Annotated in this window: 19 protein-coding genes; 6 read left to right on the forward strand and 13 right to left on the reverse strand. The window is 63.4% G+C overall.

Annotated features, from left to right (window positions below):
* Positions 1–79: 79 nt before the first annotated feature.
* The 3 genes from ACPPVR_RS25755 to ACPPVR_RS25765 all read left to right on the forward strand — a co-directional run bounded on the left by ACPPVR_RS25755 (position 80) and on the right by ACPPVR_RS25765 (position 2,085).
* The gene (locus ACPPVR_RS25755) at positions 80–451 is read left to right on the forward strand and encodes a tRNA-binding protein (RefSeq protein ID WP_426609369.1); all 372 of its coding nucleotides are present in this window, start codon (positions 80–82) and stop codon (positions 449–451) included.
* Between the two features lie 215 nt (positions 452–666).
* Entirely contained in the window at positions 667–1,299 is a 633-nt protein-coding gene (locus tag ACPPVR_RS25760; protein WP_426609370.1) for a TetR/AcrR family transcriptional regulator, read from the forward strand.
* Between the two features lie 3 nt (positions 1,300–1,302).
* Complete coding sequence (locus ACPPVR_RS25765) at positions 1,303–2,085, forward strand: sulfite exporter TauE/SafE family protein (protein ID WP_426609371.1); 783 nt, start codon at positions 1,303–1,305, stop codon at positions 2,083–2,085.
* A 2-nt stretch (positions 2,086–2,087) separates the two neighbouring features.
* Here ACPPVR_RS25765 and ACPPVR_RS25770 read toward each other — a convergent pair whose 3' ends face one another.
* The 6 genes from ACPPVR_RS25770 to ACPPVR_RS25795 form a co-directional block, all read right to left on the reverse strand.
* Entirely contained in the window at positions 2,088–2,792 is a 705-nt protein-coding gene (locus ACPPVR_RS25770; RefSeq protein ID WP_426609372.1) for a glutathione S-transferase family protein, read from the reverse strand.
* 74 nt (positions 2,793–2,866) lie between these two features.
* Complete coding sequence (locus ACPPVR_RS25775; RefSeq protein WP_426609373.1) at positions 2,867–3,529, reverse strand: DUF429 domain-containing protein; 663 nt, start codon at positions 3,527–3,529, stop codon at positions 2,867–2,869.
* Between the two features lie 24 nt (positions 3,530–3,553).
* A complete protein-coding gene (locus ACPPVR_RS25780; RefSeq protein WP_426609374.1) occupies positions 3,554–4,738 on the reverse strand; it encodes a serine hydrolase domain-containing protein in 1,185 nt (394 codons plus the stop codon).
* Positions 4,739–5,071: 333 nt separating this feature from the next.
* A complete protein-coding gene (locus ACPPVR_RS25785) occupies positions 5,072–5,764 on the reverse strand; it encodes a GNAT family N-acetyltransferase (RefSeq protein ID WP_426609375.1) in 693 nt (230 codons plus the stop codon).
* A gap of 4 nt (positions 5,765–5,768) precedes the next feature.
* Positions 5,769–6,116, reverse strand: coding sequence for a Lin0512 family protein (locus tag ACPPVR_RS25790; protein WP_279686179.1), 348 nt, complete (start codon positions 6,114–6,116; stop codon positions 5,769–5,771).
* Positions 6,117–6,324: 208 nt separating this feature from the next.
* Positions 6,325–7,989 carry an acetolactate synthase large subunit gene (locus ACPPVR_RS25795; protein WP_426609376.1) on the reverse strand — a complete coding sequence of 555 codons (1,665 nt, stop codon included), beginning with the start codon at positions 7,987–7,989 and terminating at the stop codon, positions 6,325–6,327.
* Between the two features lie 416 nt (positions 7,990–8,405).
* Between ACPPVR_RS25795 and ACPPVR_RS25800 the strand changes: the two genes are divergently transcribed.
* On the forward strand, positions 8,406–8,750 hold the full coding sequence (locus ACPPVR_RS25800) for an MmcQ/YjbR family DNA-binding protein (RefSeq protein ID WP_426609377.1): 345 nt from the start codon (positions 8,406–8,408) through the stop codon (positions 8,748–8,750).
* Here the strand turns inward: ACPPVR_RS25800 and ACPPVR_RS25805 are convergent.
* Positions 8,747–9,640: a LysR family transcriptional regulator gene (locus ACPPVR_RS25805; protein ID WP_426609378.1), complete on the reverse strand. Its 894-nt coding sequence runs from the start codon at positions 9,638–9,640 to the stop codon at positions 8,747–8,749. The genes ACPPVR_RS25800 and ACPPVR_RS25805 overlap by 4 nt on opposite strands.
* Positions 9,641–9,777: 137 nt before the next feature.
* Between ACPPVR_RS25805 and ACPPVR_RS25810 the strand changes: the two genes are divergently transcribed.
* Positions 9,778–10,656, forward strand: a complete 879-nt coding sequence (locus tag ACPPVR_RS25810; RefSeq protein ID WP_426609379.1) for a bifunctional helix-turn-helix transcriptional regulator/GNAT family N-acetyltransferase — start codon at positions 9,778–9,780, stop codon at positions 10,654–10,656.
* A gap of 6 nt (positions 10,657–10,662) precedes the next feature.
* On the opposite strand, the gene ACPPVR_RS25815 is transcribed toward ACPPVR_RS25810, so the two are convergent.
* On the reverse strand, positions 10,663–11,883 hold the full coding sequence (locus ACPPVR_RS25815; protein WP_426609380.1) for an MFS transporter: 1,221 nt from the start codon (positions 11,881–11,883) through the stop codon (positions 10,663–10,665).
* A 446-nt stretch (positions 11,884–12,329) separates the two neighbouring features.
* Positions 12,330–13,346, reverse strand: coding sequence for an esterase (locus tag ACPPVR_RS25820; protein WP_426609381.1), 1,017 nt, complete (start codon positions 13,344–13,346; stop codon positions 12,330–12,332).
* A gap of 278 nt (positions 13,347–13,624) precedes the next feature.
* On the opposite strand from ACPPVR_RS25820, the gene ACPPVR_RS25825 reads away from it, so the two are divergent.
* Positions 13,625–14,122 (forward strand): peptide deformylase, encoded by a 498-nt coding sequence (locus ACPPVR_RS25825; RefSeq protein ID WP_426609382.1) that lies wholly within the window; start codon positions 13,625–13,627, stop codon positions 14,120–14,122.
* A gap of 37 nt (positions 14,123–14,159) precedes the next feature.
* On the opposite strand, the gene ACPPVR_RS25830 is transcribed toward ACPPVR_RS25825, so the two are convergent.
* From ACPPVR_RS25830 to ACPPVR_RS25845, 4 genes are all read right to left on the reverse strand, one after another.
* Entirely contained in the window at positions 14,160–15,284 is a 1,125-nt protein-coding gene (locus ACPPVR_RS25830) for an alpha/beta fold hydrolase (protein ID WP_426609383.1), read from the reverse strand.
* A complete protein-coding gene (locus ACPPVR_RS25835) occupies positions 15,284–15,643 on the reverse strand; it encodes a hypothetical protein (RefSeq protein ID WP_426609384.1) in 360 nt (119 codons plus the stop codon). The genes ACPPVR_RS25830 and ACPPVR_RS25835 overlap by 1 nt, the downstream gene beginning before the upstream one ends.
* Positions 15,644–16,164: 521 nt before the next feature.
* Positions 16,165–17,025 carry an MFS transporter gene (locus ACPPVR_RS25840; RefSeq protein ID WP_426609385.1) on the reverse strand — a complete coding sequence of 287 codons (861 nt, stop codon included), beginning with the start codon at positions 17,023–17,025 and terminating at the stop codon, positions 16,165–16,167.
* Complete coding sequence (locus ACPPVR_RS25845) at positions 17,022–17,348, reverse strand: hypothetical protein (RefSeq protein WP_426609386.1); 327 nt, start codon at positions 17,346–17,348, stop codon at positions 17,022–17,024. Before ACPPVR_RS25845 ends, ACPPVR_RS25840 begins: the two co-directional genes overlap by 4 nt.
* Between the last annotated feature and the right edge of the window lie 227 nt (positions 17,349–17,575).

Consider the following 17,575-nt stretch of genomic DNA (forward strand, 5'->3'; position numbering starts at 1 on the left):
TGGTCGTGGCGTTGTACGAAACTCCGGTTCACGCGACAATATTGCGAACGAAACTGTGAATTCCCTGGACGGACACATCATGCACGTCACCCACGATTCCGCCGCGGCCTTCTCGCCGACCATCGACTTCAACACCTTCCTCGCAGTCGATATCCGCGTCGGCACCATCGTCGACGCCAAACCGTTTCCGGAGGCGCGCAAGCCGGCCTGGCGGCTGTGGATCGACTTCGGACCGGCCATCGGCGTGCGCAAGAGCTCGGCGCAGATCACCGAAAACCACCCGCTGGAGACGCTCGTGGGACAACAGGTCGCGGCCGTCGTCAATTTCCCGCCGCGCCAGATCGGGCCGGTCGTCTCGGAGGTGCTGACGCTCGGCTTTCCCGATGCCGACGGCAAGGTCGTGCTGATGCAGCCGAACAAGCCCGTGCCGAACGGTGGGCGGCTGTTCTAACCGCGCTCAAGGGCCCAGGCCGTCGCGTCCGTTGGCGGCCTGGCAGTCGTTCGATTCTTCATCTCTCCTGCGCTCAGGCCGGCCGGACTTGACCAAATCCCTTTAGCCATTTAAAATGACTGACTGATCGTTTTTTATAATTTCGATGCTGCATTACGCTTCCTCAGGCGGACCACGAAAACGATCAGTTTGTCAGTTATTTATGGACGAGGCGGATGCCCAAGATCAGTGACAAGCAACGTGAAGGCCGGCGCCAGCAGATCCTCGAAGCCGCCCTCGCCTGCTTCTCCGACAACGGATTTCACCAGACCGGCATGGCCGACATCGTCAAACGGTCGGGACTGAGCCACGGCGCGGTCTATCTCTACTTCCAGAGCAAGGACGATCTGATCGAGGCGCTGGCCGACGACCGGCATCGCCGCGAGGCCGTACTCAACTCGGTCGCGCAGGGATCGGGCGATCCGATCGAAGGACTTCACGCGCTGGTCCGCGTCTACGCACAATGGCTCACCGATCCCGCGGGCGAAGCGCGCCGTCGCGTTGGCATCCATGGCTGGGCCGAGGCGCTGCGCAACCGCCGCGTTCGCACTAACGTCGTCGAAGGCATCGACATGCCCCGCGTGCTGATCGTAGCGCTGGTCGAGCGCGCCCAGCACGACGGCCTGATCAAGCGCGATCTTGGAGCGGATGCAATCGCGCGCGTGCTGGTCGCGATCTTCCAGGGTTTTGTGCTGCAAAAATGCTGGGGCGAGGATTTTGACGTTGAGGCCTGCATGGCGGCTATCTCGGGCATGATCGAAGGATTTCGCACCACGAAGCCTGACGTCAGACGACGAAGCAGGGCGTAAGCGATGTCCTTGATCCACGAACTGCTCGCTGGCGCCGGCGTCGGTGTCGTCGGAGGGCTCGCATCGGGCTTCACGGGCACGAGCCCGGGTGGCGGTCTCGTCATCTTCTCCGTGCTGCTGCTCGGCGCGGAGCAGCACATCGCTCAGGGCACCTCGCTGATCGCGCAAGTGCCGCCGACAGGCCTCGCCGGCGTTCGTCGCTACTGGCAGAACGGCAATCGCAGCCCGCTGCGCTGGATCGTCTGGATCGGCATTGGATTTCTGGTCGGTGGCGCGGGCGGCGGCTATGCCGCAGCCGCCGTATCCGATGCGGTCCTGCAATGGACCTACGTCGTCTACCTCGTTGCGCTGATCGCGGCGCTGGTGCTGCGCCGGGACCACGAGCATGGGAGCAAGGAGGCCGGCGATCAAAACGACTTGCCCTGGCTCCCGCTGTTTCTCATCGGAACGCTCGCCGGCTTTTCCTCCGGCTTCATGGGCATCGGCGGCGGGCTCGCGATCACTGTCGGCCTCGCCGCGGGCCTACGCGTGCCGCAGCATCAGGCACAACTGGTCAGCCTCATCTTCTCGGTGATCCCGACCAATATTCCGGCAGCCTGGATCTACTGGAGCAAGGGGCTCATGGTCGGCTGGCCGGCCATCATCGGCATCCTTGCCGGCCTCTGGATCGGCACCGATCTCGGCGCACGCATGGCCAACCGTGTCAGCAAATCGGTGCTGCGCCAGACCATGATCGCCCTCGTCTCGCTGATGGCTCTGTATATGACCTACAAGGCGCTGAGCTGATCTTACGGCCGCTTCGGAATATTCAGCCCCCGCTGCACGGCAGCACGTGCCAGCCCGCGTTCGAGCCAGGCCGCGACCGACTTGAACTCACTGAATGCGACGAGATCGCCGGCGCCGTAGAAGCCGATGAGGTTGCGCACCCAGCCGATCATGGAAATGTCGGCGATGGTGTAATCGTCATCCATGAACCATTGCCGGTCAGACAGATGCGTCTCCATCACGCCGAGCAGGCGCTTGGACTCGCCCACGTAGCGCTCGAGCGGGCGCTTGTCCTCAAACTCCTTGCCGGCGAATTTGTGGAAGAAGCCGACCTGGCCGAACATCGGCCCGATACCGCCCATCTGGAAGTGCACCCACTGGATGGTCTGGTAGCGGCGCGCGGCGTCCTGCGGCAACAGCTTGCCGGTCTTCTCTGCGAGGTATTGCAGGATCGCCCCGGACTCGAACAACGGCAGCGGCTTGCCGCCGGGACCGTCGGGATCGAGGATCGCCGGGATCTTGCCGTTCGGATTGAGCGAGAGGAATTCCGGCGTCTTCTGGTCGTCCTTGCCGAAGTCGACGAGATGGACTTCGTAGGGAAGCCCGATCTCCTCCAGCATGATCGAGACCTTGACGCCGTTCGGCGTCGGCAGCGAATAGAGCTGGAGCTGCTCGGGATGCTTGGCCGGCCAACGCTTGGTGATGGCAAAAGAGGAGAGATCGGACATTGGACCTTCGATCTGCTGTTGGAGCGCATCTAGTCTAGGTGATGCGCGGTATGACGCAAGGTTCAATACAAGGCTCAATAGTTGATCTCCATCCGCAGTCCGCGCGGATCGATCTCCTCGCCGCTGACGCGCTGCGTGCTGTCGCGCGCCGCGACCGCGCAGGCACATGCATCGATGAGATCGTCGCGTCCGATGCCGGTGCTGTGGCGCTGTGTCAGCCATTTCGAGAGCTTGGTGAAGCCGCGCTGCGCCAGCGGTGCGATGCGCTGCTCGCGACCTTCCGCCGATGTCTTCTTGGCGAGCAGGACTTGCCCTGCAAGATTCCAGAAGATCAATTCCGGATGCGCTTCGCCGATCGTCGCCTGCCGCGCCGGCGTCATGATCTCGTCGACGTCCATCTTGTCCCTGATGTTCCAGAGTTGCGCCGAGACACCCCTGCCCTTGCCTTCGTGCTCCCAATAGTGCCGGTTGGCCGCGGCCATATCGGGAAATGTCCAGAGATCGCGGCGGGCCCCGAGAAACACGGCGGGGCCCACCATTTCACGCGCACGCAGGTCGCATGTTCGATAGCCGGTCGGCTTCAACCCGATCGGCATGTCGATCATCGCGCGCGCATGCGGCATCGCGAGCAGACGCGTGAGGCCGGGCGAATAGTCGAAGCCGTGATCGCCGCGATCATCGATCCACGCGGCGACCCAGCCGAAACGAAATCCATCGAGACCGAGATAGTTTGGCACGTCCTGATCCCCGACGGGCGCGCCTCAGCCTCCAACCGCCTGATAGGCCAGCCGCTTGAACTCGAAGAAGAAGGGATTCCAGAAGCCCATGTAGCGCTGGGTCATCAGCACGCCGGAGGTGTTAGCCTGCGGGCAGATCCACCAATGGGTGCCGGCGAGGCCGCCCCACTGGAATTCGCCGGTCGAATTCGGCGGATCAAAGGGCATCGGCGCGAAGGTGACGGCGCCGCCGAGACCAAAGCCCTTGCCGGGGATCGGCCCGAGGTTGGCGAAGCGGATGACCTGGCCTGCCGGCAGCTGGTTCGTCATCATCCGCTGCAGCGTGTCCGGCTTCAGGAGCGCGTCCGAACCGGGCAGTAGCGCGCGCACCAGCGCGAGCATGTCCGGCAAAGTCGAAACCAGTCCGCCACCACCCGACAGCCGCGGGAACGGTCGCCGATAGGCCTGCGGATAAGGCAGATTGTCGGCGCGCGTGAGGCCGCCCTTCATCGGGTCGAGCACGTCGGCGCCGGTATAGAGCGCGACCAGCCTGCCCTGCTGCGCCTCTGGCACGTAAAAGCCGGTATCGGTCATGCCGAGCGGATCGAAGATACGCGCCTTGAGGACGGCATCGAGTGATTGGCCGCAGACGACCTCGACGACACGGCCGAGCACGTCGGTGGCAACCGAATATTCCCAGCTCGTGCCGGGGTGATAGGACAGTGGCAGGTCGGCGAGCTTGTCGATCATGTCGGTCAGCGGCGTCAGCGGATTGAGCACGCGCGCCTCGTTGTAACCCTTGAACAGCACCGAGCCGGGATCGAAGATGCCGTAGCTGAGGCCCGACGTATGGGTCAGAAGCTGCCGGATCGTGATTGGGGCCTTCGCCGGCTCGACATCGGCGAGACTCGCCGCGCCCTGCTTCAGCACCTTGCGATTGCCGAGCTGCGGCAGGAATTTTTCGACCGAATCATCGAGCCCGACGCGACCTTCCTCCATCAGCAGCATGATCGCGCAGGTGACGAAGATCTTGGTGTTGGAAAACGCCCGAAAAATGTGGTCGGGCCGGAGCGCAGTGTTGGCCTCGCGATCGGCCAAGCCGACGCATTGCTGATCGACGACGTCACGCCCACGCAGCACCGCCCAGGAGACGCCGGGGATGATCTCCTGATCGACATAACGCTGCATTGCCGTCCGCGCGGCGGAAAAATCTGGCGTCCTGGCATCCATGAATTGGTCCTCCCCGAATTGGTTGAGATGGATATAACGACGAATCGGCCGTGGGGAAGTCCGTTTGCGCGCGGCCTCGATCGCGCGGACAAAACCCACATTATTGTTTCGCAGCGTGTTCGTCCCGGCCCGAGCAACACAACGAAAACCGCAGCAATCCTCCTGGCAAGACCTCATTAAGCGCGCGACCTTTAGCCTCACACCCATGTTCAGCGTATCAAGCGATGAGTCCGCACGCTCGTCCGCGCTCGGCGACATCGATTCGTCGCTCGAGCTCGCTGCTCGTCGACTACAAGACCTGAGCTCTACGGCCCGGTGCGCGCCACCGGGCCGTCAACCCTGCTTCATGAACGCCGTGACATGCAGGCGACGACGGATGCGCATGCCCTGTCGTTGATAGAGTGCGATGGCCGACGCGTTGCTCGAGAACACATGCAGGAACGGAATTTCGCCGCGCGCCTCGATCTGGCGCGCGATGGCCGCGAGCAGCGCCTGCGCGTAGCCGCGCCCGCGATGTTCGGGATGGACGCAGACGGCCGTCATCTCGGTGAAATTGCCCGGCTTCATCCGCTCGCCCGCCATCGCGACCAGCTCGCCGCCGGATCGGATGCCGAGAAACGTACCGAGCTCGTGCGTCCTTACAGCAAACGGACCGGGCTTCGTGAGCGTGGTCAGCGCGATCATGGCGGGAACGTCAGCGGCCTCTAATGTGACGATCTCGGCATCGCGAAGCGGGCTGTCCGCGGGCGAGCCGATCATCTGTTCACCACTCTCGGCCAGCACGACCTTGAAGCCGGCGGGCACGTCGACGGGCTCCGGCGTGAACAGCGCGGCAACTTGCGAGCCTGACAGGAGATCGCCAAGCGCGGCAAAGCTCGCCACCGACATGTCGACCATGTCGGCAAACGGCGTCATGTCCACGGGATAGCGCAACGCCCGCGGGCCGCCCTCCGCCAGATGCTTCTGGCAGGTCGTCAGCGCACTCCAGATCGGACGATCCAGCAGCGCAACATCGCTGTCGGACATCGGCCTAGTCCTTGTCGAAGCTGACGATCACGGCTGCATTGGCGATGAGGATGGGGTCGTTGCCCTGTTCCGGCGCCGAGGGAATCTCCAGCCCACCCTTGACCGCGTTGACGGTCACGGTGCCGTAAGGAAGCTCCTTCGCAACCGCCTCCTTGTCCACGCTTTCCGGATTGGGCACGGCGATCGTGACATCGACGAACATGTCGTTCGCGGTCTTGCCGATCATCCGGAAGAAGCCGAGGCTCGAATGCCTGATCGCATCCGACACCGCCCGCTTCGCCGCCTTGGTGGCGTCCTTGCCGTGAACGTCGACGCCCATGCCCATTTCGGTGATACAGCGAACGCGAGTCATTTTTCAGTCCTGTTGTTGGTTGGATCGCTGAGAGTGTCGGCGATCAGTGATCGTGACACAAGTGCGGCTCTCATGTTGGCAGGAGGCCTCCGTCGCGAAATCCGTCATGCGAGCGCAGCGAAGCAATCCAGAGTCTCTCCGCGATGACAGTCTGGATTGCTTCGCCGCGCTCGCAATGACGATGTGGGGACAGCTGTGGTCCATCAGACTATCCGTGTTGCTTCTCCCGCGCCCGCAGCTCATCGACCAGCACCCGCACATTCTCCGAATAGTCGATCGGGATGACAACCAGGTGCACGCCCCCCTCCTTGAACGCCGCTTCGAGTGTCGGCGCAAAGCTGTCGATGCTCTCGATCCGATGGCCCTTGGCGCCATAGGCCTTCGCATAGAGGACAAAATCCGGATTACCAAAGGTCATGCCGAAATCGGCGAAATTATCGACCGCCTGTTTCCAGCGGATCATGCCGTAGGCGTTGTCTTCGAGCACCAGCACGACGAGATTGAGCTTGAGGCGGACAGCGGTCTCCATTTCCTGGCTGTTCATCATGAAGCCGCCGTCGCCGGCGACCGCGAGCACGCGGCGATCCGGATAGAGCATCGCCGCCATCATCGCCGATGGCAGGCCTGCACCCATCGTCGCCAGAGCATTGTCGAGCAGCAGCGTGTTGGCGACGCGGGTGCGGTAGTTGCGCGCGAACCAGATCTTGTACATGCCGTTATCGAGCGCGACGATGCCGTTTTCCGGGATCACCTGCCGGATGTCGTGCACGATCCGCTGCGGCGTCGGCGGCCAGCGCGCCTCGGTGGCGCGGTCGGCAATGTGGGACAGGATCTTTTCCCGGAGCGGCAGCAGAGCCGCCGCTTGCGGCAGCTTGCCTTCGATGCGATCGGCGAGCAGCTCCAGGCTTGGACCGACATCGCCGACGACTTCGGCATCCGGGAAGTAGACCTGTTCAACGCTGGCCGAGGTGTAGCTGACGTGAATGACCTTCGGCCCCGACGGCCCCATGATGAAGGGCGGCTTCTCGATCGGATCGTGGCCGATCGCTACGATCAGGTCGGCGGAATCGATGGCGTCGTGGACATAGTCGCGCTCGGACAGTGCGGCGGTGCCCATGTAGAGATTGGTGCCGCCGGGAACGGTGCCCTTGCCCATTTGCGTCGTGAAGAACGGAATGCCGGTCCGTCGCACGAAGCTCGCGATGCCGTGCGTCGACCGCGGCCGGCTGGTCGCAGCGCCCATCATCACCAGCGGATGTTTCGCAGCCAGGATCATCTCGGCGGCGCGGTCGAGCGCGCCGCGATGGGCGACGGGAATCTCGATCGGATGGATCGGGATCACCGGTGTGAAAGGCACCTCATCACCCGCGATGTCCTCGGGCAGCTCCAGATGCACCGGTCCCGGCCGTTCCTCCATCGCCACGCGAAAGGCGTCGCGCACCACGGTCGGAATGGAGGAAGCGCTGATGATCTGTCGCGACAACTTTGTCAGCGGCTTCATGGTCGCGACCACGTCGACGATCTGGAAACGCGCCTGGCGGCTGCTCATTATCGGCTTCTGGCCGGTAATCAAGATCATCGGCATCGCGCCGAGATGCGCATAGGCTGCACCGGTCGACAAATTGAGCGCGCCGGGGCCGAGCGTCGACAGGCAGACGCCCGGTCGGCCGGTCAGCCGGCCATGGGTCGCGGCCATGAAGGCGGCGGCCTGCTCGTGGCGGGTCAGGATCAATTCGATTTTGGAGGTTCGCAGCGATTCGACGAGGTCGAGGTTCTCCTCGCCGGGGACGCCGAAGATGCGGTCGACGCCTTCGTTCTCCAGCGCCGCGACGAACAGATCCGATCCCTTTGCCTTGCGTTCCTGCTCGCTCATGTCTCCTCCCGGTCGCAGCTTCGGCTTCCGCGCTCGCGGGAACCTGCGCGTATGGTAACCGCGTGGCGCGAAGGTACAACTCACAATGCGGCGGGCTTATCAGCGCGCACGAATTTCTCCGCATGGTCGTCCCGGCCGAGGCCGGGACCCATCATCACAGGGAGTAATTTGGCGAAGGCTCGTCGTCCGGTACAGACCGTTCACTTCACTTTCTGCGACAACTCCGTGCCGCCCTTGAGGGGCAACGTCATCGATACAAAACCGTTTTTGGGATCGCGGATGAAGGCGAGATAGTCCGGCTCGGCGTTGTCGTTCATGACATAGCCGCCGACGAGGAGTTGCGGCGCAACGTTCCATCCTTGGCTGGAAAGTGCATACTGCTATAAAGGCGCTCATACGTCCGCTATTGCAACCACATGACTCCCAAGGCTTTCGAAACACGCTGCCTTCGCCTCCCCGCCGCCACCAAGGTGGTGCAATGGGAGGGCACCTCCGTGTTCAAGGTCGGCGGCAAGATGTTCGCGCTCGGCGGCGGCTTTACCGCAAGCTACATGTTCAAGACCGCGGACATGGCCTATGCGATGCTGATCGAGCACGGCGTGGCGCGGCCGGCACCCTATCTGGCGCGAGCCAAATGGGTGCAGCTCGTCAGCAACAACGCACTTCCCGACGCGGAGCTCACCGCCTATCTCGCGCAGGCCCACGCTCTGATCGTCGCCAAGCTCACGCGCAAATCGCGTAAGGCGCTCGGGCTGGATTAGAGCTTCGCATGACCAAAGATGCGGCCGATCCAATCGAGGAACACGCGCAGGCGCAGCGTGAGCTGGCGGTTCTGCGGATAAAGGGCCGACAATGGTGTCGGTGACGGTGGACAGTCCGGCAACACCTCGACCAACGCGCCGCTGGCCAGGTCCTCTTCAAAGCGATAGCGCGGCGCCTGCATCAGGCCGAAGCCGAGCCGCGCCAGATCAGCCATTGTGTCGGAATTGTTCACCCTGATCCGGCTCGGCAGCACGATCTCGCGCAAGGCGCCACCGACGGAGAATTCCAGCGGCAGCACGTCGCCGGTCCGCGACGAGATGAAGCCGACCATCTGATGTCCGTCGAGCGCATCCGGCGTTTTGGGCATGCCGTATCTGGCAAGGTAGGCCGGGCTCGCCACCGTAACCTCCGCGACCATGGCGAGGCGGCGCTGGATCATGCCGCTGTCGTCGGGCTGGCCGGCGCGGATGACGCAGTCGACTCCCTCGCGCACGAGATCGACGAGGCGATCGCCCTGCCCGATCTGCAACTCCAGCAATGGATGGCGTGCCAAAAATTCCGGCAATTTTGGCAGGATGAAGGTGCGCGTCAAAAGCGGATGCGCGTCGACGCGCAACAGGCCGCGCGGCTGAGCGTCGCGCATCGCGCTTTCCGCCTCCTCCACCTCCGACAGGATCGCGACGCAGCGGCGATAATATTCCTCGCCGTCGAGCGTGGCCGTGACATGCCGCGTGGTGCGCTCGAGCAGGCGCACGCCAAGGTGCGCCTCGAGGCCGCGCAGGACTTCGCTGGCCGTGGAGCGCGGCATCCCGAGATCGGCTGCGGCAGCCGTGAAGCTGCGCCTTTCGACGAGGCGGACGAACAGGCGCATGGTCTCGAAGCGGTCCATGGCAGATTGTTCAACATAGCCGACAGGTGATGGCAAGAGCGGGCCCCGGTCAGCAATGCATCCGCCAAGACCGCCCGCCCGCGCCGCAAAAATCGGGCTGATTGACCGCAGGTACATCTCTGACTAAAGTCAGACATATGCTCGACCCCGTTTCCCGCGTCCGCCGCTTCAATCGTGCCGTCACGTCCGCAGTCGGCGCGCTCGATACCTCGTTCCTCGGACGCGGCCGGCCGCTGGGCGCGGCGCGCGTACTCAACGCGATCGGGCATGGGCGTTCGGATGTCGCTGACATCCGCGACTATCTCGGCCTTGATTCCGGGCTGATGAGCCGCCTGTTGCGCAGTCTCGAGGACGAAGGTCTGATCGAGACCACGTCGCATGAGGACGATGCACGCCGCCGTGTCGCCCGGCTTTCGCGCACGGGCCGGCGTGAATTTGCCGCCTATGAGGCGATGTCGAACACGCAAGCGGAGGGCTTGCTCGCCCCGCATGCGCAACGCGAGGCGCTGCTGGCGGCGATGGACCTGATCGCTTCCGCGCTGACGCGTGAACGCATCGCGCTGGACGAGATGGATCCGCAGGGCGAAGAAGCGCGCTATTGCCTCGGCGAGTACTATGCCGAGCTCGGCCGCCGCTTCAAGCAGGGCTTTGACGTTTCGCTCTCGCGCGATCCCGACGCCAAGGACATGCGCCGGCCGCGCGGAACGTTCATCGTGGCGATGTCGGATACGCTGCCGATCGGCTGTGTCGGGCTGAAGGGAACGGATCGCGGCTACGCTGAAATCAAGCGGCTGTGGGTCGCCCCATCCGCGCGCGGGCTCGGTCTCGGCCGGCGCCTGATGGACGCGGCCGAGGATGCCGCACGCGATCTCGGCATCGGGCTGTTGCGGCTCGACACCAACAGCGCGCTGCCGGAAGCCGGCCAACTCTACCGCACCACCGGCTGGAGCGAGATTCCACGCTTCAATGACGATCCTTATCCGGATTTGTTTTTCGAAAAACGCATCCAGTCATAGACCACGTCACGCCGTCGCCGGCACCGCCTCGCCTTGCGGCTTTGCGAAGGGGCGGAAATTCATCGCCATCAGGAACGCGCCGAGACCCATCGCCCAGGAGCCGATATAGAGCCAGGCGTAACTCGAGAACGCGTCATAGATGAGCCCGCCGGCGAGCGGGCCGGTCGCCATGCCGAGGCTACCGGCCATCGCGGTGCCGCCGATCATTGTGCCCATCATCCGCAGCGGAAAGTTTTCGCGGATGAGCACGGCATAGAGCGGCATGGTGCCGGCATAGATGAAACCGAAGACGGCGGCGACCGTATAGAATGTCGCGAGCTGATGCGCGAAGACGTAGGCCAGCGCGCCGAAGGCCTGCAGCAGCAGCCCTGAGACCAGCACGCGCTTGGCGCCAAAACGATCGCCCATGAGGCCGAAGGCGATGCGGCCGCCGAGGCCGGCAAGGCCCTCGACACTGTAGATCGTCACCGCCGCGATCAGCGGAATGCCACAGCTCACGGCATAGCTGACGGTGTGGATGATCGGGCCGGAATGGGTGGCGCAGCAGAAGAAATTGGTGGCGATCAGGATCAGGAATTGCGGCGAGCGCAGCGCCTCACCCCTCGACATCTCCGCCTGCGGTGCGCCTCCCCCCATTGGCGTGGCCGGCGGATGCGCGAGCGCCGGCGGGCGTCGCACCAAGAGCGACACCGGGATCATGATGGCGCCGACCACCAGCGCGACGATCTGCATCGCCGTGCGCCAGTCATGGTTGGAGACGAGCCAGGCCGCAAGCGGTGCCATCGTCATCGGCGCCACGCCCATGCCGGCCGACACCAGCGACACCGCGAGGCTGCGATGGGTGTCGAACCAGCCGGTCACGGTCGCCATCATCGGCGCGAAGATCGCGGCGCAGGAGGCGCCGACCAGGAGGCCGAAGACGAACTGGAACGCAATGAGCGACGTCGCATGGCTCGCCGCGAACAGGCTGAGCGACAGCACCGTCGAGCCCGTCAACACCACCGGCAGTGGCCCGATCCTGTCCGTCAGCGTCCCCCAGGCCATGCTGGAAAAGGCCATCGCCAGAAAGCCGATCGTCATCGCGCTGGAGATGCCGGTCACCGACCAGCCGGTGTCCTTTGCGATCGGCTGCAGGAACACCGGCAGCGAAAACATGCCGCCGATCGCGACACAACCGAGCAGGCCGCCGGCGGCGACGATCACCCAGCGATAAGAGGTAGCGGTCATTTTCAGTCTCCCGTCAGGTCTGGCTGGGTGGAAGACGAATGGGAACGGCGAAAGCAGACAGGATAGCGCGATTATTTATGCCCTGCGAATTTTGTGCTGCCATACCAAAAATGTCGAAAACAACCCCATGCACAGTAGCCGGCCCCCGCGGGATCAATGACTTACGATGCCTGTCAGTTGCGATGCCAGAACTTGCAACGCCAAGCCGGGATTTGACTCGTCGGGCAAAACACCGGCATCATGTCATCATCCCGTCAGCTTAGTTGCATCACGCTCGGACGCCCGCCTACCTGACCTTGCGGCCCACAACGCCGGTTGCGCAGCCGCAAAAAATATCTCGAGAATCAGACATCAAGACCCTGGTCGCGCAGAAGGCCAGCGATCCCAGCGGCATGTCGGCTGGCGATGCCCCCTGCTATCCGGTGTGCGGCTGCCTTGCGCTCCGCCTAATTCCCCAATCCCTGCTTCTCGATCCAGTCGTTGACCAGTTTGGCGATGTCGTCGGAGTTGCGGTCCATCATCATCATGTGGGTGTTGCCCTTGATCCCCATCTTGGGCAGTTCGAACGTATCGACCTTGCCGCCTGCAGCCGCGATCGCCTGCCCCCATTTGGTCGGATTGACCACGAGCTTCGACCATACCGGGACCTTGTCGAGGAAATCGCCCCATACGATCAGATGCGGCACGCCCTTCAGCTTGGCAGCATCCGCCTTGGCGGGATCCGGCGCACCTGATGGTTCGACGGTGATCAGCGCCTTCACCTTGTCGGGTGCATTGAGCGCGGCAGTGAAGCCGAAATTGCCGCCCTGGCTGTGGACCAGGATGATGCACGGGCACACTTTCTGCACCAGCGCGTCGTAGGCCTTTTGCGTGGCGGCGTCATTGGTCGCCCAGCGCGGGATGCCCTGCTTGGCGAACTGGTCGAATGCCTCGATCGGGAATTGCTCGCCGTCGAATGCCTCGCGCTTGCCGCCGACCTCGTAGCTCGGCCCGATCCGGAACAGCTCCCAGGCCTCCTTCTTGGGCCGGAAGAACGGCTCGCTCTTGAAGATCTCGGGATAGCGCGCCCAGGAGGCGCGGCCCCGCTCGACCGCATCCGAGACGTAGACGTCATAGCCCGCGTTGAGAAAGAACTGCTGCCAGCCCGGCTTGCCGTCGGGCTTGGTCTCCCAGGTGACGCCGGAGAGGCCGCCGCCATGCCAGAGCAGCAGCGGCCATTTCGACTTCGGCTGAGCCTGCTTGACGAACTGGACATACATCTGCTCGACCTCGAACTCGCCGTTCGGATCGACCTTGATCGGCGGGGCGCCGGGCGAGAACACGATCTCCTTGGACGGCAATCCGTTCAGCGTCTCGGTATGGCCGCCGACATGGAAGCTGCCGACCTCCTTGACGAGATAGTCGGCTGCAGCCGGCGTTGCGGCTGCGATGGCTGTTGCCAGTGCGATCAGGACCGTGCGCATGAAGTTCTCCTCCCGACATCGACGCTTGTTGTTGGCAGCATTGTTAGGCCCCGCACGGATGCGAGGCAATTGCGGAAGCGCTTGCCAACAGAAATGTCGAAAACCTTAGGGGGCCTCAAGGGGGTGACGGAAATACACGATGCGCTATTCGTTCTCGTCCTTGCGAGCGCAGTGAAGCAATCCAGACTGCGCCGCGGAAAGACGCTGGATTGCTTCGTCGCTTCGCTCCTCGCAATGACGACATTCACCATTCACTCTTGAGGTGATAGTAACGCTACATGGCCATTCGTCCCATCGTCCGCTATCCAGACCGCCGGCTTGCGATGCCGGCCCGCCCCGTCACCGCTTTCGACGACGGCTTGCGCGAGCTTGCAACCGACCTGCTGGAGACGATGCGCGCCGCGCCCGGGATCGGCATCACGGCGCCTCATATCGGTGTGCCCCTGCGTGTCGTCGTGCTCGAGCTCGACGCCAAAGCGGGTCCGCAAACTTACGTCAATCCGCAAGTTGAATGGGCGTCGCCAGAGATGATCCTGCACCGCGAGGGCAGCGTCTCGATGCCGGGCATAAACGATGAAGTGCAGCGTCACGCGCGAGTGCGCATCAGCTACCAGGATCTCGACGGCAACATGCACACCGAAGAGTCCGACGCCCTGCGCGCCGTGTGCCATCAGCACGAGATCGACCAGCTCGACGGCCTGTTCTGGCTGCAGCGGCTGTCGCGGCTGAAACGGGAGCGGCTGGTGAAGAAGTTCGAGAAGATGGCGTGGGATTGAGCGTCGTCAAGGCCCGCGCCGCATTCGCGAACCGCACTTACAAGCTCCGAAGGAAATCGATCATGGCGGCCCTGACCTCGCCCGCGCGTTCCTGCTGGGTCCAGTGACCGCAGTCGCGCAACACAACGGGAGGCCGGAGTTTTGGAACGAATGCGGCCTGCTTCGCGATGTCCTCTCGAAACGCGGCAGCGACGAAATCGCGGTCGCCAACGAGGTAGAGCGCGGGCACGGTGACTTTCGCTCCGTTGAAGGCGGCCATCAACTCCCAGCCGCGATCGACATTGCGCCACCACGCGAGCGGACCGTGGAATCCACTCCGCGCATAGGCCTCGACATAGACGTCGATGTCGGCCTCCGTGATCCAGAGCGGCAAGGACGGCGGATCGGCCAACGCATTCCCTTTCCGCGGCACCATGCCGGCTGCAAATCCGCCGGCCGCCGAAGCCGGCTTGTCACCCGATAGCAGGTAAAGCTGGGAGCGAAAGGTGCGGCGCAGATCGCGCCCGAGCCCGGCTTCGGCTTCAGGCGTCTGAAGGAACAGCTGGTAGAACACGGCATTCTCGTTCCTGGGCATCAGCGTGGTCGGCGGCACTGCACTGTCGCCGAAACCCCGCGGACGGAACGGCGGACTCATGGCGATCACGGCGCTGAAGCGGTCGGGGCGGAGCAAGGCCGCCTGCCATGCGATCGCAGCTCCAATGTCGTGGCCGGCGATCACCGCTTGCCTGGCGCCGAGGGCATCGAGGAGACCCACGACGTCGCCGATGTCGTGGAGGATCGTGTACTTCTCGACCTCCTCCGGACGGTCGCTCCGCCCGTAGCCGCGCAGGTCGGGGGCTACGGCATGATATCCGGCCTTCGCCAGCGCGCCGAGTTGATGCCGCCAGGAATACCAACACTCCGGAAAGCCGTGGCAGAGGATGACGAGCGGGCCTTCGCCCTGCTCGGCGATGTGGAGGCGGATGCCGTTGGCCTCGATCATGCGATGCCTCACCTCGGGCATCGCCGGATCGACCCAGGATGCTGGCTCAGCGTTGACTGCGGCAGGTTCGGCCGCGACCGCGCTTGACGGCTGTCCGAATGCGGCGCCGACGGTGATCGCACCCGCCGCCCAGAGCATGTCGCGCCGGGATAGTGTCTCTCTCGACATCACCTGCGACATCACCTGGCTCCCTGCATGGCGGCGGGATTGGCCATCAGCAGCCCGAGCGGCTGAAGCGGACCGACGGGGATGTAGTCGTGATCCATCAGATGCTCCTTGCCGAGCGGCAGCCCATCCATGATCGCCTGCGCCTCTGCAACATCCTTCGTATCCAGCAGGAGGACGACTCCGCGGCCGTCACCGCGCGAGTACCATTCGCGGATCTTGCCACCGAGATAGAGCTGAACGGTCGCGCGGATTTCTCCCGGCATCACCGCCATCACCTGCTCGCGGCTGACGCCCGCCTTCACGGTGAGCATGACGAGGACACCAGTCACGGCGGGCGACGGAGCTTGAGCCTGGGCGGCGGGATTGGTCATAAACGAAACTCCTGTGAGAGCGAGCGTGAGTGCGACGACGACGCTGCGCAGAGCGCCCGTCGGTCTCGTGTTGGCGATCATGGCGTGCGTCCTCTCGAAATGTTGGTTGCGGCTGCTTTGGCGGCCGGGCATGGCCGGGCTCATCGCAGGACTCGGAATATTCAGACTGCGCCCATGGGCGCGCGCATTGAGCCTCGTGTACGCTGGACCGCTCATCCTTTCGGCCGTCTTTTCCTACCTTACCGTCCCCATCATAGCGACGATTGGTACTTACGACATTGGTTCGATCAGTGCTGACGGGCTGATACGACTGATCATATTTGGCGCAATACACGTCGCATTGCCTGTGCCCTATTCTGTTCTTTTGTGCGTTGTTTTCTGCAAGCCCGCATGGAAGGCCGCCTTTGCGAGAGGCTGAACGGGATGGCGCTCTATGGACGTTTGGCCTCCTATCAGCGGTTGGTTCAGAGGGCCTCGCGCTCAGGACGCCGAGCCGGCCTTGCATGAGATTTCGTCGAAGCCTAGGAGGTTCGCGTCTCGCGCCCCCATGCTTCCGTCCGACTACGGCGACGCAGCTGGCGCAACGACAGGACATGCAGCAGGATCGAGCCTGGCACCACGAAAGCAGGCGTCAGAACATTGGGATATCCGTCGAGGCCGACGTTCAGGCCGTTGAGAACGATCAACTGGAACGGGCCGGGCGAGATGATCATGCCCAAGGCGATCGCGACGGCGACGTCGGCGATGCCGAAGATATTCCAGACGATTGCCGCCTTCCGCCCCTCGGCCGTGCCGGTCGCCACGGCGACCGCCGCCGTCACGGCGAACAGGCCGGTCAGCACATCGCCAATTCCTGCGGGCAACGCCCATAGGCCGGGCAGCAGCCCAAGCAGCCAGTACACGAGCCATTGACTGCCGAGGACCCGGTAAAGCTGAAGAGCGACGAGCCAACTCGTCGGCATGGCATCGAGCAGCTGTCCCATCCGCTTCGACAAAAGTAACAATGGAATGCAGATGATCAGGGGCAGGAAGATCGCCAATGGCAGCAGCGGCAAGCTGAAGGCGCTCGCGCGGAGGACACCATTGATGGCCGCGGTCCAGACGACAGCAGCCCAAAGCGTGAATGGGACCATGACCGCAAGCCAAGTCGTGCGCCGCTGGCCCTGTGTCAGGTCGGTACGCTCAAGGCCGAGCCACAAGCCGAGCGCCATCAGTGCGTGGACCATCAGCCGTACCGCCAGGGCCGGAAGGCCGCTCTCCAGAAGCACCGGAAGCGAGTAGATCACCCATGTCCATAATACTGTGAAAGGGACCGTCCAAAGCAGGCTACGCCAGGCAGGATGCGACGGGACAACGGCAGAGGAAACAACATCGGTGGTCATCGGCGGTCCTCGATGTGAGTCTCGCCCTGTTGGCGCCGCTCGGGATCGGCCGCGAGCAGGCCGAGCGGCAAAAGCGGACCGAGTGCGATGTACTCGTGGTCCACAATATTTTGCTTGGCCAGCGGCAGGCCCTCCATGATCGCATGCGCCTCGGCTACATCCCGGGAATCCAGCAAGAAAACGGCTCCGCTCCCATCGCCACGCGAATACCATTCACGAATTTTCCCATTGAGATTGAGCTGTACGGTCTGCCGGATTTCGGCCGGCATGACGGTCATGACTTGCTCGCGAGTGATGCCCGCCTTCACGGTGAGGATAACCATCGCCCCTGTGGTTGTGGGTGAGACCGATTGAGCTTGGGCGGTCGCTGGATCAGCAATGGAAGCGGCACCTATCAGAGTTATAAGGGCCAAGACGACGTTACGGAGCGTTTTGACCGGTCTCGTTTCTCGGATCACAGCGGTCACCTTTGTTCTTTGAGATAGACCTTGATGTCGCGAATGTTGGTGCGATTTGCAGATGAGATGTACGAGTGCTTCCAGCGGGCGAC

The organism is Bradyrhizobium sp. McL0616 (assembly GCF_049993385.1).
GTDB lineage: Bacteria > Pseudomonadota > Alphaproteobacteria > Rhizobiales > Xanthobacteraceae > Bradyrhizobium.